This is a genomic window from Geobacillus sp. C56-T3, assembly GCF_000092445.1.
In the GTDB taxonomy this organism is placed as follows: Bacteria; Bacillota; Bacilli; order Bacillales; family Anoxybacillaceae; genus Geobacillus; species Geobacillus thermoleovorans.
Window position 1 is genome coordinate 3317729 of record NC_014206.1, and the last position, 23719, is coordinate 3341447.

The 23719-nt window shown below is 53.0% G+C and carries 19 protein-coding genes; 6 read left to right on the forward strand and 13 right to left on the reverse strand.

From position 1 onward, the window contains the following. Positions 1–142: 142 nt before the first annotated feature. The 5 genes from GC56T3_RS16500 (at position 143) to GC56T3_RS16520 (ending at position 6745) form a co-directional block, all read left to right on the forward strand. On the forward strand, positions 143–784 hold the full coding sequence (locus GC56T3_RS16500; RefSeq protein ID WP_013146445.1) for a YigZ family protein: 642 nt from the start codon (positions 143–145) through the stop codon (positions 782–784). A gap of 32 nt (positions 785–816) precedes the next feature. Beyond that, positions 817–1824: an LCP family protein gene (locus GC56T3_RS16505; protein ID WP_013146446.1), complete on the forward strand. Its 1008-nt coding sequence runs from the start codon at positions 817–819 to the stop codon at positions 1822–1824. Between the two features lie 239 nt (positions 1825–2063). Next, the gene (locus tag GC56T3_RS16510; RefSeq protein WP_013146447.1) at positions 2064–4511 is read left to right on the forward strand and encodes an SH3 domain-containing protein; all 2448 of its coding nucleotides are present in this window, start codon (positions 2064–2066) and stop codon (positions 4509–4511) included. Between the two features lie 218 nt (positions 4512–4729). Beyond that, the gene (locus GC56T3_RS16515) at positions 4730–5407 is read left to right on the forward strand and encodes an SH3 domain-containing protein (RefSeq protein WP_013146448.1); all 678 of its coding nucleotides are present in this window, start codon (positions 4730–4732) and stop codon (positions 5405–5407) included. 3 nt (positions 5408–5410) lie between these two features. After that, positions 5411–6745, forward strand: coding sequence for a SpoIID/LytB domain-containing protein (locus GC56T3_RS16520; protein WP_013146449.1), 1335 nt, complete (start codon positions 5411–5413; stop codon positions 6743–6745). A 145-nt stretch (positions 6746–6890) separates the two neighbouring features. Here the strand turns inward: GC56T3_RS16520 and GC56T3_RS16525 are convergent, their stop codons facing one another. The 13 genes from GC56T3_RS16525 to GC56T3_RS16585 form a co-directional block, all read right to left on the reverse strand. Beyond that, positions 6891–8147, reverse strand: coding sequence for a glycosyltransferase family 4 protein (locus tag GC56T3_RS16525; RefSeq protein WP_013146450.1), 1257 nt, complete (start codon positions 8145–8147; stop codon positions 6891–6893). Next, positions 8144–8410, reverse strand: coding sequence for a hypothetical protein (locus GC56T3_RS16530; RefSeq protein WP_013146451.1), 267 nt, complete (start codon positions 8408–8410; stop codon positions 8144–8146). The genes GC56T3_RS16525 and GC56T3_RS16530 overlap by 4 nt, the downstream gene beginning before the upstream one ends. Next, entirely contained in the window at positions 8407–9489 is a 1083-nt protein-coding gene (locus tag GC56T3_RS16535; protein ID WP_013146452.1) for a glycosyltransferase, read from the reverse strand. The genes GC56T3_RS16530 and GC56T3_RS16535 overlap by 4 nt, the downstream gene beginning before the upstream one ends. Next, the gene (locus tag GC56T3_RS16540) at positions 9486–10601 is read right to left on the reverse strand and encodes a glycosyltransferase (RefSeq protein WP_013146453.1); all 1116 of its coding nucleotides are present in this window, start codon (positions 10599–10601) and stop codon (positions 9486–9488) included. The genes GC56T3_RS16535 and GC56T3_RS16540 overlap by 4 nt, the downstream gene beginning before the upstream one ends. Further along, a complete protein-coding gene (locus tag GC56T3_RS16545; protein WP_013146454.1) occupies positions 10602–11990 on the reverse strand; it encodes an O-antigen polymerase in 1389 nt (462 codons plus the stop codon). It abuts the gene before it with no gap. A 12-nt stretch (positions 11991–12002) separates the two neighbouring features. Further along, positions 12003–13061: a non-hydrolyzing UDP-N-acetylglucosamine 2-epimerase gene (gene wecB, locus GC56T3_RS16550; RefSeq protein WP_013146455.1), complete on the reverse strand. Its 1059-nt coding sequence runs from the start codon at positions 13059–13061 to the stop codon at positions 12003–12005. Between the two features lie 166 nt (positions 13062–13227). Beyond that, the gene (locus tag GC56T3_RS16555; RefSeq protein WP_013146456.1) at positions 13228–14676 is read right to left on the reverse strand and encodes a lipopolysaccharide biosynthesis protein; all 1449 of its coding nucleotides are present in this window, start codon (positions 14674–14676) and stop codon (positions 13228–13230) included. A gap of 1 nt (position 14677) precedes the next feature. Beyond that, positions 14678–15409, reverse strand: coding sequence for an acyltransferase (locus GC56T3_RS16560; RefSeq protein WP_013146457.1), 732 nt, complete (start codon positions 15407–15409; stop codon positions 14678–14680). Between the two features lie 17 nt (positions 15410–15426). Then, complete coding sequence (locus GC56T3_RS16565) at positions 15427–16740, reverse strand: nucleotide sugar dehydrogenase (protein WP_013146458.1); 1314 nt, start codon at positions 16738–16740, stop codon at positions 15427–15429. Between the two features lie 15 nt (positions 16741–16755). After that, positions 16756–17769 carry a Gfo/Idh/MocA family protein gene (locus GC56T3_RS16570; protein ID WP_013146459.1) on the reverse strand — a complete coding sequence of 338 codons (1014 nt, stop codon included), beginning with the start codon at positions 17767–17769 and terminating at the stop codon, positions 16756–16758. Further along, positions 17766–18503 carry an LPS biosynthesis protein gene (locus GC56T3_RS16575; protein ID WP_013146460.1) on the reverse strand — a complete coding sequence of 246 codons (738 nt, stop codon included), beginning with the start codon at positions 18501–18503 and terminating at the stop codon, positions 17766–17768. Before GC56T3_RS16575 ends, GC56T3_RS16570 begins: the two co-directional genes overlap by 4 nt. A gap of 118 nt (positions 18504–18621) precedes the next feature. Further along, positions 18622–19740: a DegT/DnrJ/EryC1/StrS aminotransferase family protein gene (locus GC56T3_RS16580; protein WP_013146461.1), complete on the reverse strand. Its 1119-nt coding sequence runs from the start codon at positions 19738–19740 to the stop codon at positions 18622–18624. A 234-nt stretch (positions 19741–19974) separates the two neighbouring features. Continuing rightward, entirely contained in the window at positions 19975–21057 is a 1083-nt protein-coding gene (locus tag GC56T3_RS16585) for a glycosyltransferase family 4 protein (RefSeq protein ID WP_013146462.1), read from the reverse strand. A 268-nt stretch (positions 21058–21325) separates the two neighbouring features. Between GC56T3_RS16585 and secA2 the strand changes: the two genes are divergently transcribed. Beyond that, a complete protein-coding gene (gene secA2, locus GC56T3_RS16590) occupies positions 21326–23719 on the forward strand; it encodes an accessory Sec system translocase SecA2 (RefSeq protein ID WP_013146463.1) in 2394 nt (797 codons plus the stop codon).

A 23719-nucleotide genomic window follows, 5' to 3' on the forward strand; every position in this document is an offset into this window, starting at 1 on the left:
TTATAATAATAAAAGCATGCCCTATCTATTGCTCTTTTATTTTCAGTTTACCATAATTAGAGTAGATCGCTAGCCATTCCATGCAAAAAAATGAACAAAATTAAACCGTTTTCGCGTTTTTTGTATGTTGAGGTGTTTTGCTTTGTTGCAAACATATTACACGGTCAAAGGATACGGCGAACGCGAGATCGTGATCGAAAAATCACGGTTCATCTGCTATATCAATCGCGCTGAAACCGAGGAAGAGGCCGTCGCCTTTATTCAACAAATCAAGAAGAAGCATTGGGATGCCACCCACAACTGCTCCGCCTATTTGATCGGCGAGCATGACCAAATCCAAAAAGCGAACGATGACGGCGAGCCGAGCGGCACCGCAGGGGTGCCGATGCTTGAGGTGCTGAAGAAAAAAGGATTGAAAGACACCGTCGCCGTTGTCACCCGCTACTTTGGCGGCATCAAGCTCGGCGCGGGCGGGTTGGTGCGCGCTTACAGCCGCGCCGTCTCCGAGGGGCTGAACGCCGCCGGCATCGTCGAGCGTCGGCTCATGCGCGTCATGCATGTCACGATCGACTATCCATGGCTTGGGAAAGTGGAAAATGAGCTACGCTCTTCCGTATATACTATTAAAAATATCCAATATGCCGACCGCGTCACGTTTGACGTTCTCGTTCCCGAGGACGGCCAGTCTTCGTTCGGCGAGTGGATGACCGAACTGACAAACGGAAGGGCGAACATTCAGGCGGGAGCGATGGAGTATGCCGAGCGGCTGCTTCCGTCTTCCTAAAACGACACCGTAAAGGAAAGAAGGGTTAAACGATGAATCATACAAGAAAAACGGTGAAAAAGCGAAAGAAAAAAAAGCGGCTCCGCCGATTCTTTTTGCTCGTGTTTCTTCTTTTGCTCGGGGGTGTCGGCGCCTTTGGCTACAATATTTACTCCGAGACGAAACAGGCAACAAACAAAATTTACCAAGAGCTTGATCCATCAAGCAAGCCTGCAAGAAATATTGAAATGCGCAAAGATCCGTTTACCGTGCTGTTGGTTGGAGTGGAAAACCAGTACCACGACGAGGAGGGGCGGTCTGATGTCGTCATGTTGTTGACCGTCAATCCGAAGACGAACAAAGTGTATTTGTTGAGCATTCCCCGCGATACGCGCGTTTACATTCCGAGCGAAGGGAGGAAAGACAAAATCACCCACTCCTACAGTCATGGAGGCATTCAATCGACGATTGCAGCCGTCAATGAGCTGATCGATGTTCCGATCGACTATTACGTGACGACGGATTTTGAAGGGTTCGAAAAAATTGTCGATTCCCTAGGCGGCGTCACGGTGGATGTTCCGTTTACATTCAAAGCTCAGCTGACAGGTTCGCTCAAATGGCATACGTTCCATAAAGGCAAACAAGAGTTGAATGGCAATGAAGCGCTCGCCTATGTGCGCATGAGAAAATCGGACCCCCGCGGCGATTTTGGCCGAAACGAGCGGCAAAAGCAAGTCATTCGCGCCATTATTGACAAAAGCACGTCCATCACCTCGTTGCCGAAGCTGGATGACGTCATCGCCGATTTAGGGGATCACGTGCGGACGAACATCCCTCCGTCCGAGTTGTTGTCATTCATCTACGTCTATCAAAAAATGAAAAACGCGGATGTAGAAAATTTGCATTTGAAAGGATACGACGAAACGATCAACGGCGTGTACTACTACATCCCGGACGAGCAATCGGTCAGCTCAATCAATGAAACGCTGCGGCAAGCGCTCGAGACGTCCAACGCCTCCCTCACGCGCAGCGATTCACCATCCACACAAAGCCAAAATTAACGATCACAAAGAAGGTGCTACCAAACGCAATGGGGCGCCTTTTTCCATTTACAGCGTATATCATGCCGCAATGATGATGAAAGAGCACAACCTTTCATGTCCTCTGCTTTTTTCTCTCTTTTTCAACAAAACTTTTCATTTTTTCTCATAATAGGACTGAATTCGGGTTGGATAAAACGGCAAAATTCGCTATGATAGTATAGAAAACGCAAACTTGAGAAAAAGGGGGGATCGAATCCTTGAAAAAAACGCTTCTTTCCGTCTTGTTGGCGACTTGCCCGCTATGGCCGTCAGCCGCCTTGGCCGCCGATGGAAGTCCTTCCTCATCCTCACCGACACTCATGGTCGCTGAGCATAACGCTTTGCTGAGGAGAGGAGCGACGGATTCCTATCAAATCGTCGAATCCATTTCCGCTGGCCAACAAGTAAAGGTCATCGACAAGTTCCAAAATGCTGCTGGCGAAACGTGGTATCGCATCGAATACAAGGGCATCACGGGCTGGGCGCGGGCAGACGACTTTTCTGAAGCGCATGTCTCTTCCGCCTTCCCTAACGTGATGTTCGCCAAGCAAGACTCGTTGCTGAAAAGAGGGGCAACCGATTCATATCGGGCCGTTGGTTCGATTCCCGCTGGCCAACAAGTGAACGTCATAGACGAGTTTCAAAACGCCTATGGTGAAACGTGGTATCGCATCGAGTACGGAGGCGTCACCGGCTGGGCGCGTGCGGACAGCTTTTCCAACCAACCACCTTCCATGCTCGTCGGAAAGCGTGCGGTCATCGCCGCCAACGACATCGCGATGCGCAAGGGGGCATCCCCTTACTATCCGGTCGTAAAAACACTGTCTAACGGCGATGTCGTCTCCATCATGGCCGAGTTCACCAATTCGCTCGGGGAACAGTATGTGCGTGTGGAGTGGGCGGGAGTCAAAGGATGGGTGAAAACGGAACAGATCTACATACCCAAACAGCTTCCGACACTTTTGCCGACATTCATGAACGTTGTGCAGTCCTCCCCGGTTCGCCGCGGGGCGAGCGTCCATTACCGCGCCGTCGCCACAGTGTCACGCGGTCAATCTGTCAAAGTGATCGATTTGTTCGTCACAAATGGTCAGGAACTTTGGTACCGCGTTGATCTCGGACATGTCCGGGGATGGGTGTCGGAAAAAGTGTTGACGATGTCATCAACCATTTCGGTTCCAAGCGGTGTCTCGGATACGTCCAGCATCTCAGGCCAGCCGCTGACGGTCAGCGTGTCGGTCGCCAATGTGCGGCAAGCTCCATCTTTAAAAGCAAAAGTCGTCACCCAACTGAAAAAAGGAACCAAACTGAACAGCCTGTCAAGCGCCAAAGATGCGTCGGGAGCGCTTTGGTACAAAGTGTCCCTCAATGGAAAAACGCTCGGCTGGGTGCACGAGACGGTCGTAACCAAATCCTACCTTTCCCCACCAGCCAGCCAGGGGAAGCAAAAGCAGGTGACAACCGCTAATGCGGCGCTGTTTGCCGAACCTTCGTTGAGCGCCGCCGTCATCGAGCGGATTGCGAAAAACCGAACGGTCACGGTTTTGAAGACGACAGAAGCATCTCCGTTCGACTGGGTGCAAGTCACCTCTGCATCGGGGAAAACGGGATGGATGCCGGCGTTTGAAGTCAACGCCCCATCCTACGTATACGTCAAACAGGCGGGCACTCCGCTGCGCCGAGGCGCCTCTTCAAACTATCAATCGTTGAAGACGCTGGCAGCGAATGAGCGGCTTGCTGTCCTTTACGAATATCATGGATGGCTGAATGTCGAAACATCCAATGGCGTCCGCGGATGGGTGGAAGAATCGAGCACCTCTACCGTCGCCTTAAATAGTCTCGTGGAACCGACGTTTTCGACCATCAACGACAATGCCTATTTGACGTGGAAAAAAACGTCTAATTTCCGCGTCTCCTATTCGTTGTTGCCTGGCAATCGCCTGAAAATCACCGGCTCGTTTTCCTACGCTGAAGTCCCGTCGACCGACATTCCAGGCATCCAAACGGTGGAGTGGACGGGCAGCAGCCTGCTCATCACCTTTGAACCGGGGTACACGTTCACCCTTCGCCATTACAGCGACCGATTGGCGCTGAAAATTCTCGAGACCGGACTCAAGGGCAAAAAAATCATTATTGACGCAGGGCACGGGGCGCACGATACCGGGGCGATCGGCCCTGGCGGCACGCGGGAAAAAGATATTACGCTGGACACCGCCTTATTGCTAAAAGAAGAATTGGAGCGGGCCGGAGCGATCGTGAAATTGACGCGAAGCACCGACATCTTTTTGGAGCTGTCGGAACGGACATGGATCGCCAACAGTTCCGACTACGACGCCTTTATCAGCATTCACGCCGACTCGTACTCTCGGACATCTCGCGGAACGACAACGTACTACAACGTATCGAGCAACTTCAACGGGCCAAAAAGCGAGCAGTTGGCCGCCATCGTGCAAAAACATCTTGTCCAACAGCTCGGAACATATGACCGCGGCCATAAAACGCAAGACTTTTACGTCAACCGGAAAAACGAGCTGCCGAGCATTCTTGTTGAGCTCGCCTTCATCTCCAATCCGAATGAAGAGGCGCTGCTCAAAACGAAAGCGTTCCGCCAAAAAGCAGCCGTCGGCATTCGCGAAGGACTGGAAGAATACTTCAGCCAATTCTAGTTTGTTCACATTCGGAGAATAATAGCATGAGAAGGCCGATGATGCAACGGATATAAAGCTTTGGCAACGGTGTTTCTCAAGCTGGAGAAACATGGCAACATCGCGTTTTCATTCCTTGCGATTCCTCATGAACCAAGCGAATCCGTTGTGTTTCACCGGCCTTTTAGGAAAGCTATTATTCTCCTTTCTTTCCATATCCAAAAACGGGGGAGATGAACATGATGAAACGAAAAGCCAAATGGGCCGTTGCTGCCAGCCTGGCGGTCGGAATGACGGCAGGCGCCCTCTTGTTTACGCCATCGGCGATGAAAGCATCGGAAGAAGTCGTGTTAGCGAGCGTCGACTGGGTGACGTCCCAGCTCAACCCGATGAAAAACGACATTGCCAACCTGAAAGCACAACTGGCCGCCCAGCAACAACAAATTCAACAGCTTCAACAACAACTTGCCAGCAAACCCGCTTCGCCTTCTTTGCCTTCTGTCGTCTATGTAGCGAAAAACAATGCGGCCGTCCGCAGCGGAGCGTCAACGAGCTACCGCGTCATCACTTATAAACAGGCAGGGGCTTCACTGCAAGTCGTCGGGGCGCACCTTACTTCCCAAGGACTTTGGTACAACGTCGTCCTATCTTCATCGCTGAAAGGATGGATCCATTCAGGCGATGTCTCGACATCCGCTGTCAGCAGCGACAGCACCAAGCACGTCATCGCCACGGCCGCGGTCAATATTCGAAAAGGAGCGACGACTTCTTATCCGATTATTGCGACCGTTCCAAAAGGGACAGAGATGGTCTATATCCAGCCGTTTACCAACAGCAAAGGAGAGAAATGGTACAACGTGCAGCTGTCTGACGGGCGGCGGGGTTGGATGGCCGCTGAATTTGGTGAGGTGAAGTAGACGGTGAAAAAACTAGCGTGGTTGGCCGTCGTCCTGTTTTGGCTCATCACCTCTCCTTCCGCCTCGAACGCCGCTGGGGTGAAAACGTACAACAATCCCGTGCAAGTCCTTTTATATAAAGGAGCATCGGTGACAGCCGCCGTCGAAGGAAACTATCAAATCGTCAATAAAGAGACGTTGACGATCACCCCGTTGCCAAGCGGGACAAATCTGACATTTCGGTCTTCCTCTTCGACCGTGTTTGTCACGTACAATGGAAAGACGGATTTTTCAAGCACCGGATTTACTATTCAAGAAACAATCGGCGCGGCGCCGTTGTCCCTTGTCAAGGTGAACCAAACGCGGTATCGGGGAAGCGTCGACATTCGCCTGCAAAACAGCGCCTTGTATGCTGTCAATATTTTAGATATGGAAGATTATTTAAAAGGAGTCGTGCCGAGCGAGATGCCTGCCTCTTGGCCGCTTGAGGCGCTGAAGGCGCAAGCCATTGCAGCCCGAAACTATGCCTATAAACATAAAACAAGTTTGACGACCAATCCAAACACACAGACGTATAAAGGATATGATGGAGAATCTCCCCGATCGAACGAGGCAGTGGATGCGACAAGAGGATTGTATCTTAAATATAATGGCAGTGTCATTGAAACGTATTACCACTCGACAAGCGGCGGCAGAACCGCCAACGTAAGCGACGTCTGGAACTCGTCGCAAACCGCCTACCCATATTTGGCGAGCGTCGATGACCCGTATGAATCATCGCCGTACAGCCGTTGGTCGTTCACCTTCTCCCCGTCTGTGCTGCTGCGTTCGTTCGGGCTCACCGATCCATCGGTTGTTTTATACGACGTCTCGATCACCAAAACCGGCGCGAACGGGGAAGTGGGGGCCGTCACGATTGAAACCTCGGCCGGCGAAAAAACGGTGAAAGGCAATGAAACGACCATCCGCAAACTGTTCCCGCTAGACGGTAATCAATTTTACGGCATCTTGCCGTCCAACTGGTTCGACATTCAAGTGCAAAAAAGCGGTCCATCCGTGTCGATTCAAACGACGAACGGCAGCATCGCCGCCTCTTCCTTGTCATCTTATTCTGTCCAAACAGAGAACGGAACGGTTTCGCTCGCCGGCGTCGAAGGAATCAAAGTACAAACAACGGATGGCATCATGCCGCTTTCCGCCTCGCCGTCAGGGGTCAGCTCGATCACCGTCACGGGAAAAGGCTGGGGGCACCGGGTCGGCATGAGCCAATACGGAGCAAAAGCATTCGCCGAGCGCGGATGGACGGCGGAGCAAATTTTAGAGCATTACTTCCGCGGGGCGGAAGTCTCGTTCGAGTGAAAGCGTGACGATTGTGAAGGAAAACATCACTCGCATTACAACACTCCCGACGCAGTCGGAAAATATCTTTCCAAATGGAAACATAGCCGCTTTTCACATAAAGGAAAGGGCATCCTGCTTATGAGCCGGACACCCTTTTCTTTTTTTATTGTTCCGCCGGCCAAACGGATTCGCGTTTTGTTTCATCGCCAAGGGCGTGAAGCAAATCGTCGACAATGCGAATCCATGAGTATTGCTCCACCGCCAACTTGCGCCCATTTTCCGCCATCTTTTCGTATTCCTCTCTCGGAAGGCAAAGCAGCTCGAGAACCGCCGCGGCGATCTGTTCGGGATTTTCTGGAGGAGCGATTTTTCCGCAATGGTATGTTTCTAAAATCTCTGCGCTCTCCCCTTCGCCGCAATACAGCACCGGGGTTCCGGTGGCGATCGCCGGGAAAATTTTCGACGGCCTTGCTCCTTTAAACAAATCGATGTTGCGCAGCGAAACGATGCTGTAATCGGTGATGGAGAAAATCTCCGGCATCTTCTCAACCGGAACGGATCCGTAAAACGTCACGTTGTCAAGGCCAAGCTCTTCTTTTAACGCCATCAGCTTTTCCCGCTCTTGGCCGTCGCCGACAAACAGGAAATGCGCCCGTTCATCTTTCGCTTTGACGATGGCCGCCGCCCGCAGCACCGAATCGAGCCCTTGGGCGTATCCCATCGTTCCGGCGTACGTAAACACCACTTTTCCTTCGAGCCCTAATTCCGCGAGCAGCTTCTTGTTTTTCGGCAACGGGCGAAACACATCCGTGTTGACGCCGTTCGGCAATAAAAAGACATCCTCGGGCGCCTTCCCTTGCTCAATCATATAATCGCGAATGCCTTCCGTCGCGGCGGCGATTTTCCACGCCTTCCGGTATAAAAACAGCTCGAGCCATCTCGCCATTCGGATGAACAGCCGATTTTTCAAAATGCCGAGCTCAACGGCCGATTCCGGCCAAATGTCGGCGACGTTGAAAACAAACTTCGCCCGTTTCAACTTCGCGCCCACGTACCCGGTGATCCCTAAAAACAACGGCGGGGAATTGCAAATGATCACATCCGTCGGCTTCGCTTTCACAAGCAGCGAATAAAACGAGCTGAACGTAAACGAAAAATACGAAGCGAGCCGTTTCCAAAAGCTCCCCTTCGGCGACGGATAAATCCATGTCCGATGAACGGGAATGCCGTCCCATTGTTCGAACAAATAAAACAGGCCGCGGTATGGCTTGGGGATGACGCCGTGCGGATGATGCGGGAACGCCGTGAGCACTTCCACTTGATGCCCCCGTTTGATCAGCTCTTTGCTCACCTCATACACACGAATTTGCGGTGCGCCTGTTTCCGGCGGGAAGTGTTGGCATAGGTACATGATCCTCATGGCCCGCTCCACACCACTTTCCCAAAAAATCGCAAACGAACGTTCCATTTCGAGCGCCAAGAGGCGAGCGCAAACGAGGCGTGGAAAAGGGGAAACGCCCCCCTGGCATCGTCCCGCTGTCCTTGGATGGATAATCGTTGCCGCGAACCGACGGTCATCATGAGCTTGCCAACGGAAAGCCGCCGGCTTCGCGACTTAGCCTCCGCTTTCGGCAACAAACGAGCACCAACCGCGGCGGCTGATATGACGGCTTTGTTCCTCATTGACTCCCTCCACCGCCTTTCAACGTTTGTTCATACAATCGGATCATGCGCATCGCATTTTCCGTCCAATCGTAATGTTCATGGACATGGTTGACGCCGTTTTCCCCCATTCGTTGCCGCAGCCTCTCATCAAGCAGCAGCCGTTCGAACGCCTCCGCCAGCTTTTCCGGACTGTTTTTCGGCACGATCAACCCCGTTGTTCCCTCACGGACGACTTCCGGCAGCCCGCCGACGTTGGAGACGACAACGGGAACGCCGCACGCCATCGCCTCGACGGCGGCAACGCCAAAACTTTCGCTGTCTTCAGTCGAAGGCACGGCGAAAATATCCATTTGATTGATATACAGCGGCACTTGTTCGTTCGGAACTTTGCCGGCAAACGTCGTCACGGATTGGATGCCGAGGCGGGCGCACAGCTCCTCGTATTCGCTCCGCTGCGGCCCGTCGCCGACGATCAACAGCTCCGTTTGCGGATGCCGCTCGTGCACAATGGCAAACGCCCGAATCAAATCGGCGATCCCGTACTTGTCGGAAAGAGCTTTCACCGTGCCGATCGTCACGGTCCGTTTCGGCTGTTTCGGCAACGGTTTGAAGCGGGCGACATCAACACCAAACGGCGTCACTTCGATCGGTTTGTCCGTATACTTTCCGGTTTCTTTCGCCATCACATGGCTTGTCGAACAAATGACATCCGCACGCTGGAATGTATATTCAAGCATCCGTCGGTTCCAACGATTGGCATTCGGAAACTGATACACGTCGCGCCCCCAGACGGAGACGTAAAACGGATGATACCCCGCAAGCGCCCCGATCAACCCGTAGCTGGAGGCATAATGGGCGTGCAAAATATCTGGTTGAAACGAAGCGAGCAGCCGCTTTAATGAAAAGACAGTGGAAAAATACGACAACTTCCCCGGCAGCCATTTCGGCAGCACGACTGTCTCGACTTCTTTCGCTTGTTCCGGCCCGTAATGGTCTTTAAACGTCACGACTTTCACGTCGATGCCTTGCGTTTGGTAAAAGCGGGCCCACTTATGCGTATGGATCGATTTGCTTGGAGCCAATAAGGCGACTTTCATCGGAGGCCCCCCACCAACGTTTCTTTCACCTTTTCCACTCTCGCTTCCCACGAGTGTTTCGCCATAAACGTCTGCGCAATGCGCAAGCGGCACTCCTCGAGCATGTCGGCCATCTTGGCGATCGCTTCTGCCATCGACGACGGGTTGTCGTCGCAAATGACGCCGTACCCATCCGCTTCAATCAACCGCTTTTGCGCTGAGCAAGCGGTGGCGACAATCGGCAGGCCGCTCGACAGATAGTCAACCAGCTTGACGGGAACGGAAAAATCATTGTACTCGCTCCGCCGCCGCGGGATGAAGGCGAAATCCATCTCCGCATACAAACGGTCGAGCGCTTCGCCGCTGACGTGCTCGACGCGCACTTGCAAGGCGGCAAGCTCTTCTTTCACCGCAAGCGGCTGCCGCTCGTACTCGTCTTTTCGGCAGACGACGGTGAGCGAAACAAGCGGCTTGCGGCGGTTTGCCAAGCGAATCGCCTCAAGCAGGAGCAAAAGCCCGTAGTCGGCATTGTTGATGCCGCCGACATAAATGGCATTCAGCGGCTGTTTCGCCGTCCCGAACCGCTGAAACGGCTTTTGCTTCCCACCCGGCGGCAAATCGACCATCGGGCGGCGGATCGCGACGTATGTTCCCATTTCGAGGCTCGGCAAAAAGATGACATCGCAGTACCGCTCGTAAAACCGTTCTTCCCAACGGTACATCATTTGCATGGCCGCTTTTTTCCAACCGCGGAGCGGATACAAATCAGGAAACTTCCAATAGACGTCGCGGTAAAAGACGCCGATCGGAACATTGCGGGCTTTCAAGTAGCGGAGAACGTCCCGGTCGACGAACGGACTTTGCGGCCGGTGTCCTGGGTCAGTGAGCCAAAGCGGAATCGTCTGGTTTTCCATATAGCAAAACCAGACATCATCGAGCTTGCCTTGGCTGCGGAGCTCTTGAAATTGCTTCTCCCGCTCGGCTGACGTGCCGGCGATCAGAAGAACGTCCACTCCCTCCTTCGCTCCCCAGCGCAAAAACGCCTGATGCATTTCATACGGCCGCAGCTTTGACCCGCTGTTTCGTTCCGCGGCGAGTGAAAACGGGTAATAAATCAATACGGTTTTCATCATTCATCCCTCATCCGTGATTCGCCTTTTCGTTGCAAACCATGCCCGTAAATCCCCCTGCACCCGCAGCCATAACGCCATGCCGCCAAACAACGCCACGAGCAGCACCCAGGTCGGATTGAACAAAAAATCGGTGAACCCACCGACGAGCGTGCGGGGGATGTTAATGGAAAAATAAACGAACAAACTTAAAAACAAAGGATTTTTTGGCAGCCGTAGAAACCCAATGTACAACAGCTGCGTCACGACACCGACATACAGCGTGCCGATGACGATCCCCACATAACCGAAATTGGCATACGCCTCAGCGACAAAAAGGGTGTTCAACACTCCCCCTGTCCCGTCTTCAATCCGCTCTGGGAACACGTGCGCCATCACGAGGCGGGCGGAGCGGACGTTCTCGACGTCAAACAACCCTGTTAAAATCGAGGGCAAGCTTTTTCCATAAAGAAATGGCAGCGCTTCGCCGAACAAATTCAAATGAAGAAACGTCGGCGCGATTTGCGCCAAAATCATGCGGCCGATCGGGCCCTTGTTGTAAGACAAAAAGGTCGTGGCATCTTGCACCCCTTGAATGACGATGTACATGCCGACGAGCACCGCCGCCCCCACTCCCCCATACAGCGCCAATTTCACCGCCGACAGCCTTGTTTTTCCAATGTAAATGCGAATGAGGAAAAACATCATCACGTAAAAGAAAATCGGCGATTTGGCCAAATCATACACATTGACGAACACCGCCCCGACAAACAGACAGATAAACAGCAGCTTCCACCGCCACTCGTGCGTCAGCTCGGCAAACAAATAAGCGATAAACGACAAAAGCGGCGTGAGCGTAATGGCAAAAATATTGCGAACGAGCACGTTTCCGGCAAAATGGCGCGACGCCTCAATGCGCAACGCAGCCAAGCTCTCATCCGTGCCTGTCAAGAGCGCAAACACCGGAATCGTCGGCGTTTTCCAAATCATATACGCAATGGCGGCAAAACTGAGCAGCGACAGCGCCAAAAACGCATAAAACACTTGGCTGCCCGTCGCTCCGGCCAACGGGGAAAGCGGCTTTTGCAAATAGGCGCGAAACTCCTGCCTGGCTTCAAATCCGCACAGCCTTGAAACGACCACCATCGACAGCGGGAACACGATCATGACAAAGCACACGACGACAAATCCAATCTGCCGGTATTCCTCAGGCCGAAACAACTTGCGAATCATGTAGTAATCGTCCATCCCCAAGGCGATCAGCAGCGCGCCGATGAAGCTTGACAGAAGGAACGAGTAATAGTACACAATCGACACGAGATTCGGCGCCGTCAATGAAAGCGTCCCCGCTGCATAGCGAAACATCAAGGTGGAGGCGACAAGAACAATCAACCAGATCAACACGTCCAACATGCCGACGCACCCTTATCGCTGTCCGATCGCCGCCACGATTTTCTCCGCCGCATGCCCATCGCCAAAGACGTCCACATAAACAGGGGCGACTTCCTTGTGAACCGCCGCGACGATCTTCTCGCGGTCCGTGCCGGTTAAGATGTTCGCCCCGCCTTCGAGCGTTTCCACCCATTCGGTTTGTTCGCGCACCGTCACGCAAGGCACACGAAGGAAATACGCTTCCTTTTGTACGCCTCCTGAATCGGTGATGATTTTTTTCGCGCCGCTCTCTAACCGAAGCATGTCCAAATAACCGACCGGATCGATCAGCCGAAGCCCTGGAATCGCCGAAGCGTCCAAGCCGTACTCTTCAAGCTTATGCCGCGTCCGGGGATGAATCGGCCACACTTTCGTTCCGTCAATATCCCGAAAAGCAGCCAAAATGGCTTTCAATTTGTCGGGGTCATCGGTATTTTCCGCTCGGTGAATGGTGATCAAGTAGTAGGATTGTTCCGCCAGCGACAAATCAGCCAAAATCGTCGATTGGCGCTGTGCGAGCTCCTTGTTGTACAAAATGGCGTCATACATGACGTCGCCGACATTCCAGACGTTTCGCGTAATATTTTCTTTTCGTAAATTTTCCACGGCCGTCTCCGTTGGACAAAATAAGAGCTCGGAGACATGATCGGTCATGATGCGGTTGATTTCTTCCGGCATCTGCTTGTTGAAGCTGCGCAGTCCGGCTTCGACGTGGATGACGGGAATATGGAGCTTCGCTGCGACAAGAGCGCCCGCGAGCGTCGAGTTCGTATCGCCATAGACGAGCACATAATCCGGTTTTTCCTGCATGACAATTTCTTCAATTTTCATCAGCATTTCGCCCGTTTGCTTTCCATGGCTGCCTGAACCCACCCCAAGATAGTAGTCAGGCGTCGGAATGTTCAACTCCTCAAAAAAAATGGCCGACATATTCGGGTCATAGTGCTGCCCGGTATGGATCAGCACTTCGGTATATTGTTTTCGCAAGACGCGCGAGACAGGGGCAGCCTTGATAAACTGCGGTCTGGCGCCTAACACGGTGGCGATTTTCATCCGAAACACCTCCTAGAACGTTGGTGAAAAACAGTGATTTCTGCAAAATCATCGGTTCATGAATGCAAAGCAGGATCATGACCATGCTGTTTTTCAATGTGAGAAAGTCCTTTGAAGGAGCGTTTTCCCATTCAGTCACCAGACTTCTAGATCAGACGAGCGGTTATCAAGTATTTTGCGCATTTTCGCCCTCGATCGTGCGCACCGGGCGGCGCAAATCACGATCAACCCGGCTGGCAAAGAGCGTGGCAGCAAACAAGCCCCAACCAGCGAGCACCCAGCCGTCAGCAAGCGGCGCTTGCTGGACGTAGACGATGACGATGAGGGCGAGCAATGTGCCGACAAAAACCAAAGACATCTTTTTCCACGACACCGGCACGGAATACACTTGTTGGCTTTTGCGAAAAATGAAGGCCACAGCGACAATATACGTAATGAGGCTGGCCGCGACCGCTCCCCAGCTGAGCCAAAGCGGCACCAAAACGGCGTTCAACGCAAGGTGAAGAAGCGCCGCTAGAGTGAACACCCGTGAAATATAGCCGGTTTCCTTTGTCAAAAACAAGCCGGTGGAAACAATCAGATAATAAAAGTTCAAAAACGTGACGGCCGATAAAAACGGGATATAGGACGCTGCATCGCGATATTCCTGTTTGAAAAAGGTTTCCACAAGCCACGGGCTCGCCGTGGCGATCAAAAGCAGCCCAAACGCTCCAATGAGCAAAAGCGCCATATACACTTTCGCAAACAGCGCACGGCTTTCCGGCCGGTCTTTCATCGACATCGAATACGGACGCCACGCCATCTGCACGCCGCTCGTGATGAGCGTGATCACGGTCGCGAGCCGCAAGGCAACCCCAAACACCCCGACTTCCTCCAACGACGCAAACCGTTGGATGAAAAACGTGCTGACGTTGGCGATCACCCAAAAGGCGAGCGAAGTCGGCACGAGCGGGGCGGCGTAGGCAAGCAGCTCCTTTAACACGTCAAGGCGCACGCGCCACACCATATACTTTACGGTCAAACGCAGCATCAACAAAAACACGAGCGCGCTGCTTACGAGCCGGCCGATGAGCAGCCCTTCCGGCGTCGCCGCGAACCACCGGAGCGCCGCATACGACAGCACAGCGACAAGCAGCATTTTCACGAGCGTCCAAATCACGACTTTTTTCGTCTGAAATTCAAACCGCAGCACCGTCGTCGCCACGACGAAAATCGTATCGAGCAATAGCGTCGCGATACTGATGTACAGCAAATCGACATAGCGAGGTTCTTGAAACAGCGCGCCTGCGATCCACGGACCGGCCAAAACGACAGCCAAAAATAAGATGGCGACGACAAACAGCCGGAAGTACATGACGTTGCGCACATACAAAAGGCGCTTCTCTTTGTCGTCCGTGTCGTAATAGTAAAAAGAGAGCGCCGAATCCGTACCGAAAATGACGAGAAACGTCAGCATCGACGTCCATTGGTCGATCAAGTAGACCGCCCCGTACTGCGCCTTTGACAAATAGCTTGTATAAATCGGCAGCATCAAAAAGGCAATCAGCTTCGTACCGACGTTCATAAACGCGTAAAGGAGCGAATCCGCTCCTAAACGCTTGAATGCCGAGAACAATTTATAACAACTCCCGCTCGTCGACCATTTTGCTGAAGCGCGCCGGGAATCCTTTCACGACCGTCCTCGGTTCCGTATCTTTCGTCACAAGCGCCCCAGCGGCGACAAATGTCTCTTCCGCCACCGTCACGCCCGGCAGCAAAATCGCTCCGCCTCCGACGCGCGCCCCGCGCTTGACGGTCGCCCCTTTGATTTTGGCGAACCGTTCTTCCGTCCGCCCCATGTAGTTGTCATTGGTCGTCGTGACGCACGGAGCAATGAACACATGGTCTTCGAGCGTTGTGTAGGCCGTGATGTAGGAGTTCGACTGGATTTTCGTCTGATCGCCGATTTGGACGTGGTTTTCGACGCACACCCCGCGCCCGACGATCACATATTGGCCGATGTGCACGTTTTCGCGCACGCTCGCCAAATCAGCGATCAATGTGTAGGCGCCGATCACTGCTCCTCGATAGATGACAGCGTTGGCGCCGATCGTGCAATGGTCGCCGATGACAAGCGGCGGCAGCTCGCCCGACAGCTTGACGGTGCTCGTTTTCGCCGGCTTCGGCGGTTTGCCGAGCACCGCTCCGTCGGCGATCGTCACGCCGTCGCCGATGACGGTTCCTTCGTGAATCGTGACGCAATGTCCGATTTTAACGTCGTTTCCGATTTTTACATTCGCCTCGATGACAGTGAAATGGCCAATTTCGACACGTTCACCGCAAACAACAGAGGGATCGACAACGTTCATGGTTTCGTCTCCTTCGCTTACAATTTGACGTATTTTGCCGGTTTCGACACATCTTTCATGGCGTTGCGTGTGTCAAACACGACCCGGCTGTGACGAGCGACCATTTCATAGTCGATGTTGGAATGGTCCGTCGTAATCAAGACAAGATCTGACTGTGCAAGCAGTTCCGGCGTCAGTTCGACCGTCTCAATGACGCGGTTGCACGCCCGGAACGACGGCACATACGGGTCGACGACGGCAAATTCCGCCCCGTATTGTTCGAGCAGCTCGACGATTTTCAACACCGGCGATTCGCGCACATCGTCGATGTCTTTTTTGTAGGCGACGCCGAGCACCGTCACTTTCGAACCGCGCAGCGCCTTCCCTTCTTCGTTCAAAATGAGCATCGCGCGGTTGACGACATATTCCGGCATTGCGTTGTTGATTTCGCCGGCCAGCTCGATCAAGCGTGTATGGTAGTTGTATTCGCGCGCTTTCCATGTCAAATAAAACGGGTCGATCGGAATGCAATGGCCGCCAAGCCCCGGGCCCGGGTAAAACGCCATAAATCCGTACGGCTTCGTCTTCGCCGCATCGATCACTTCCCAAACGTCAATGCCCATCCGTTCACACAAAATGGCCATTTCGTTCGCCAATGCGATGTTGATATGGCGGAACGTGTTCTCAAAAATTTTCTCCATTTCCGCCACCGCCGGACTCGATACTTCGTGCACATCGCCTTCAAGCACGGCGCGATACATCGCCGCCGCCACTTTCGTGCACGTTTTTGTCACGCCGCCGACGACTTTTGGCGTATTTTTCGTCTTAAACTGCTTGTTGCCCGGGTCGACCCGCTCCGGTGAATAGGCAACAAACACCGTTTTCCCAACGACGAGCCCCTTTTTCTCCAGCGCCGGTTTCACGATTTCTTCCGTCGTGCCTGGATAGGTGGTCGATTCCAAAACGACAAGCATTCCTTCATGGGCATATTTGGCGACTTCGTTCGCCGAGTTTTCGACGTAGGACGTATCCGGCTGGTGATGCTCATCGAGCGGGGTCGGCACCGCGATCGCCACGGCGTCGACTTCCGCGATGCGGGCGTAATCGGTCGTCGCTACGAGCCGCCCTTGTTTGACCATCTCATGCAAATCTTCATCGACGACATCGCCGATGTAGTTGATCCCGTTGTTTACTTGATCGACGCGGCTTTGTTGGATATCAAAGCCGATGACATGAAATCCTGCTTTCGCTTTTTCGACCGCCAGCGGCAAGCCGACGTAGCCAAGACCGACCACGCCGATGACCGCGTCGCGTTTTTCAAACTTTTGCAACAGCCGTTCCGCGTAGTTCATTCCTCTCATTCCTTTCTACTCAGATAGTTGCACTCTTGTCCCCGTTTCCGCCGAACGCAAAATCGCTTCGATCAGCCGAACAGGAGCCAATCCGTCCAAACCAGTGACGATCGGCTCGCGGTCTTCGCGAATCGCTTGCACCATATCTTCAATGATCCATTGGTGCCCCGGCTTGCCAAACGGGTCGGCGTTGATCTCATCGATGAGCTTTGCCCGTTCTTCCTCGCTGACGCCTTCCGCTTCCCACGTTTCGATAAAGTTGGCCGTCCGGCCGCCGATTTTCACCGATGCCGTTTCGCCGAAAATGGAGATCGATTCCTCCAAGTTTTGCGGATAAATCGTCGTCGCTGCCTCAATGACGCCAAGCGCCCCGCTTTCAAACTCGACGACCGCCGCCGCGACGTCTTCCGTCTCAATCTTGCGCAGCCTTGTCGCCGCCATCGCTTGCACCGCCTTGACCGGCCCCATCAGCCAAAGCAGCAAATCCAAATTGTGAATGGCTTGATTCATCAAGACGCCGCCGTCAAACTCTTTTGTCCCCCGCCACGCCGCCTGATCATAGTAGGCTTGATTTCGATTCCAGCGCACCGTGGCGTTCGCATGGCTCAGTTTCCCGAACATGCCGCGCTCCATCGCCTCTTTCAGCTTCCGAATCGCCGGACGGAAGCGGTTTGGATGGACGACCGCAAGCTTCACGCCATATTCCTTCGTCGCGCGGATCATCTCTTCAGCGTCGCTTGTGCGAAGAGCCATCGGTTTTTCCACAATGATATGGCGGCGATAGCGGGCCGCCAGCTTGGCCAGCCGCGCGTGCAATCCAGACGGAACACAAATGTTGACGACATCGATCTGTTCGTTCTCCTTCAACATCGTCTCCATATCAGTGTAAACAGGAACATCCGACACGTCGCGCAAACGTTCGGGGTTCGTGTCGCAAACCGCCGCCAGTTCGGCGTCGTCCGCCTTTTCAATGGCATCGATATGTTTTTTGGCGATATGCCCCATGCCGACAATGGCAAAACGGATCATGAAGAATAGTACCTCCTCGCGTCCAATATATACTTCCAAAGCACGAGCCAAACGACCGTCAAAAACAGGCCGAGGACAAGGCCGACGGCCATCAGCTGCCCCGTATACGTTTTCGATTTCGCCACCGTTTCCGACAATACGGCCGGTTTTTCGTAAAAGACAAGATTGCCGCGGATGCGATTGACACGCTCCATCACTTCAGTCAAGTTGTTTTCCGACTCAACCAACAAGTCGCTGATGTCATGGAGCTGTTCCGGATTCAAGCGGCCCGACTGTATTTGTTCGCTATAATAATCGACTTTTTGCTGCAATGCGCGCTCCCGTTCTTCCAGCGCATGCAAGTATTTCGTGGTGACATCAATCCGCTCTTGCGAATGGCGCTTGAGCCCCTGGCTGTATTCCGACACAACAAGCTTCAATTCTCGACTCACGTCTTGTTCATCGTCGCCTTTGACAGTGATTTGCACGTACTGTTCTTCAGGAACGACGACATCCAAGTTTTTCACATCTGGAAACTTCGCTTCTATATTTTTCGGATCCGTCAACTCTTTTACGTCAATCGATCCGGTAAACACGACAGCTTTCCCCGTATACTTCTCCCCCTGCAGCAAAAGCCGCCCTGCGATGACGGTCAACACGATCGTCGCAAGCGGAACGACAAGAAACCACCATTTTCGCTGCCAAAAAAAGCGCAAATATTCGTATAGCACAAACGGTCGTTTTTCCGCCGTCAATCCGGCCACCATCCCTTATCATAAAATAACAAAGTGTTGTGAACAAAACAAATGATCCAACGCCAAAGAAAACGCCATTGCTGTGCGCAAGTGACGTTTCCTTTGGCCGGTTGGACGATCAAGCGAAATGACGGTAAAACTCTGCGATTTTCTCGACGACGTACTGTTGCTGCTCCTCTTTCAGCTCTGGGAACATCGGCAGCGACAGCGCTTCTTTCGCCGCTTTTTCCGCCTCCGGCAGCTGCCCTTCCTTGTATCCGAGCGAAGCAAACACCGGCTGCAAATGCAGCGGCAGCGGATAGTACACCATCGTCGCGATCCCCTGTTCTTTCAAAAACGCTTGCAGCTCGTCGCGCTTCGGCGCTCGAATCGTGTATTGATGGAACACATGATAGCGCCCGTCGACTTCTTTCGGCGTCACAACAAGGTCGCCGACCGCCTCCTCGAGCAGGCGCGTATACGTCGCCGCATGCTTGCGCCGCTGTTCCGTCCACCGATCCAGATGCGGGAATTTGACGCTTAAAATCGCCGCTTGCATCTCATCGAGGCGGCTGTTGTAGCCAAGTACATGATGGTAATATTTCGGCTTGCTGCCATGAACGCGGATGACCCGGCATTTTTCGGCCAGTTCGTCATCATTCGTAATGATCATGCCGCCATCCCCGTAGGCGCCCAAGTTTTTCGTCGGGAAGAAGCTGTACGTCGCCGCCGTCCCAAGCTCGCCAACGCATTTCCCGTTGTATTTCGCGCCGATCGCCTGGGCGGCGTCCTCAATGACCGCCAATCCGTGCCGGTTGGCAATCGCGGCAATCGCCTCCATATCCGCCATTTGCCCGTACAAATGCACCGGGATGATGGCTTTCGTCTTCTCCGTCACCGCCGCTTCAATTTTCGCTGGATCGATGTTGAACGTCACCGGATCGATATCGACAAACACCGGTTTGGCGCCGGCCCGCGCAATCGATCCTGCCGTCGCGAAAAAGGTGAACGCCGTCGTGATGACTTCATCGCCCGGCCCGACGCCGGCCGCTTGCAAAGCAATATGTATCGCATCGCTTCCGTTGCCGCAGCCGATCCCATGTCTAGCCCGGCTGTAGGCGGCAATATCTGCTTCTAGCTTTTTGACATAATCTCCTAAAATAAAGCGGGAGGAGCGCATCACTTCATCCAATACGCGCATGATCTCCAGCTTCAATTGTTCATACTGTTCGCTTAAATCCAACATTGGCACATTCATCGCAAGTTCCTCCAAATCCAAAAAATATATAGAATAAACATGTTTAGTTTATCACATTTGCGTCAATATATAATGACAGTTTTGTGGCAATCTTGGCCTTGCCGCAAAAAAATCAGCGAAGGAACGGAAGAAGCTGCATAAACAACGAAAAAGAAGGGTATAATTTTCCAAAGACGGGCCATTCCTGAAAAAAGCCGTTTGTCCCTTTCATGACACAAACGGCCCATTTGCTATTTATCGGTCATTTCCGTATACTTTTCGGCTTCCCCGAAGCAGCTTGCGAATAAAGGTCATAAACGGCTTGTACTGATCATTGACCAAGCCGATCAGTTCAGCAAGCAGTTCCCCGAAGACGATCAAGGCAAAGACAATGAGAATGGACTGCCATAACGTCGAGGCGGAGAACAAAATCGCGCTGATGGCAAACATCAAGCCAAACGCATAAATGAGCAGCACCGTGTTGCGATGCGAAAAGCCAAGGGCCAGCAGCCGATGATGAAGATGCGACTTATCCGGCGCCGAGATCGGCTTTTTATTCACAATGCGGCGAATAATGGCAAATGTCGTATCGAAAATCGGCACACCCAAAATGATCACCGGAACGACGAAGCTGAAGAGCGTCACGCTTTTGTAAAGCCCTAGCACCGACAGGACGGAAATCGCATATCCTAAAAACAACGCGCCGGTATCCCCCATGAAAATTTTCGCCGGGTGGAAGTTGTAAAACAAGAAAGCGATGACGCTGCCTAAGATGATCAAGCAGAGCGTGAAAATGAGCATTTTGCCCGCCATGCCCGCCATGACGGCAATGGCCGCAATTCCAATGGCGGAAATGCCTGCGGACAATCCATCCAATCCATCGATCAAGTTGATGGCGTTCGTAATCGCGACAATCCAAAATATCGTGATCGGGTAGCTCCACAGCCCCACCTCAAACGTGCCGACAAACGGAACGGTCAAAAGATCGACCTTCAGCCCGGAAGCAACAACGACGAACGCCGCCAGCAGCTGGCCGGCCAGCTTCACTTTTGGCGACAGCTCGTACAAATCGTCGAGCATCCCGACGAGCACGATGATGATGGCGCCGACCGTCATCCCCGTCACTTGCTCTTTATACACCCCGCCGACAAAATAGCCGACGGCGACACCGATAAAAATGGCCAATCCGCCAAGCCTTGGCATGACTTTTGTATGCACTTTTCTCCCGTTCGGCCGATCGACCGCGCCAATTTTGACCGCGAGCTTGATCACGAACGGGGTGATGACCAATACTGTGATAAACGAAGCCAAACATGCGGCAAATGCTTCCATATTCATGTGCAATCACCTTGGCCTTATAAAATCGCGGAAACACACATCATCTTTATGTTACCATATACGATGAGTAAATCAATCTTTTTTTACACCCCTTTTTTGTCCCCAAGGATGGAAAATTTCTTTTTCCCTTGCCGCGAGAAGCTCCGAGCGCCAATCCGGCGGACGATTCCACATTTTACATCCTCCCTCCACAGGAAACATCTTGTGCTATAATTAGGTTTTAGAGCACTTGGTGTGAATCATGCCTGTCTAGGAAAGGAATGGACATATGTTTGCAAAAGTAAAGCAACTATTTGACGAAAGCGCGCGAGAAGTGCAGCGTCTTGCCAAGCTGGCGGCGCAAATCAATGAATGGGAACCAACCATTTCTTCGCTGAGCGATGAACAACTGCGCCAAAAAACGGTTGCCTTCAAAGAACGGCTCGAACGCGGTGAGACGCTCGATGACATCAAAACCGAGGCGTTTGCCGTCGTCCGGGAGGCGGCGCGGCGCGTGCTCGGTCTGCGCCATTACGACGTGCAACTGATGGGCGGATTGGCGATGCATGAAGGAAACATCGCCGAAATGCAGACCGGGGAAGGAAAGACATTGGCGGCCACTTTGCCGAGTTACTTGCACGCCCTCCTTGGAAAAGGCGTCCACATTATTACAGCCAACGAATATTTGGCGCGCCGGGACTGCGAACAAATGGGCCGTGTGTTCCGCTTTCTCGGCTTAACCGTCGGCCTGAATGTGTCGCAAATGACGGCCAGCGAGAAAAAAGAAGCGTACGCGGCCGATATCACGTACGGCACCGGCACCGAGTTCGGCTTTGATTATTTGCGCGACAACATGGTGTACCGCCTCGAAGATAAAGTGCAGCGCCCGCTGTATTACGCCATCATCGATGAAATCGACAGCATTTTAATCGACGAAGCGCGCACCCCGCTCATTATCGCCAATAAATCGGGAATCGGAGCCGAATTGTTCCCGATTATGGCGCGCATCGTCCGCACCTTTGAAGAAGGAAAAGAGTATGAACGGTCTTTGGAGACGAAACAAATTTTCCTCACCGAAGAAGGGGCGCAAAAAATCGAGCGGGCGTTTGGCATCGACAATCTATACGACTGGGAGCATCACGTGCTGCTCCATCACGCGATGCAGTCGCTGCGCGCTTGGTTTATCATGCGGCGGGATGTCGATTACATCGTCAAAAACGGCAAAGTGATGATCGTTGACCCGTTCACCGGCCGGGTGATGGAAGGGCGCTCGTTCAGCGACGGCCTGCATCAAGCTATTGAAGCGAAAGAAGGTGTGGAAATCACCGAAGAAAACGACATCCAAGCAACGATTACGATCCAAAACTATTTTCGCATGTATGAGAAGCTAGCCGGGATGACCGGCAGCGCTACGCCGTCGAAAGAAGAATTTTGGCAAACGTACCGGCTGCGCGTTATTACGATTCCGACCAACCGGCCATCCCGCCGCACCGACTGGGACGACCTCGTCTACCAGACGTACGAGGCGAAAGTACGGAAAATTATTGACGAAGTGAAAAAAATGAATGCCATCGGCCGTCCCGTTCTCATCGGCACGACATCGGTCGCACAGTCGGAACGGTTGTCAGCAGCGTTTTCGAAAGCAGGCATCCCTCACCACCTGCTCAATGCCAAAACGGAGGAAGAAGAAGCGCGCATCATCGCGACCGCTGGGCAAAAAGGGCAAGTGATGATCGCAACCAATATGGCCGGGCGCGGGACCGACATTTTGCTTGGAGAAGGCGTCAAGGAACTTGGCGGGCTGCACATCATCGGCACAGAGCGGCATGAAAGCCATCGCATTGATATGCAGCTGCGCGGCCGGGCAGGACGCCAAGGGGATCCGGGGTCTTCCCAGTTTATCATTTCGCTGGAGGATGATTTATTTCGGCTGTACGATCAAGAGGAACTGGAAAAATGGCGAAGCAAAGTCAAGACGGATGAAACCGGGCTCATCGTGTCGCCCGACCCGATCAAGTTCGTCCAAAAAGTGCAAACAACGATCGAAAACGCCCATTATTCAGCGCGTTTGCATTTATTGAAATTGGACACCGTGATCGACCAACAAAGCAAAGTCATCTACCATATGCGCGACCGCGTTTTGGCGCTGAAGCAAGCAGAGGTGCTGTCCGAGCTCCTTCGACACATTCAGCGTTATATCACGCAAACGATCGACCGTTATTGCCCGGAAGACGTCTTGTTTGAAGAGTGGAACATCGAAGGACTGCACAACGAGCTGCGCCGTGCCTTTTTCCAGTTTGTCTATCCGATTGAGGATCTTCGCCATAAGCAAAAAGAAGAAATCGCCCTGCTTGTTTGGGACGAATACAAATCGCTTGAAGCGGCGCTCACCGATCTTCCGTGCGACGAAGAACAAACGATGCGGCTTAAGCATTTGATGGTCGAAACCATCGACGCCCACTGGATTCGCCACTTAAATCAACTGAATTTATTGAAAGAGGGGATTCATTTGCGCAGCTACGGCCAAGAGGATCCGTACCGCGCCTTTGAAATGGACGCCTACCGCGAATTCGTCGCGCTGCAGCAAGCGATCGACGCCGGCATTTGCACCACAGCCATGAACTATTTGAAAAGCCAGTTTGTCATCGATGACGAAGCGGCCGCCGCCGCGAACGAACCATAA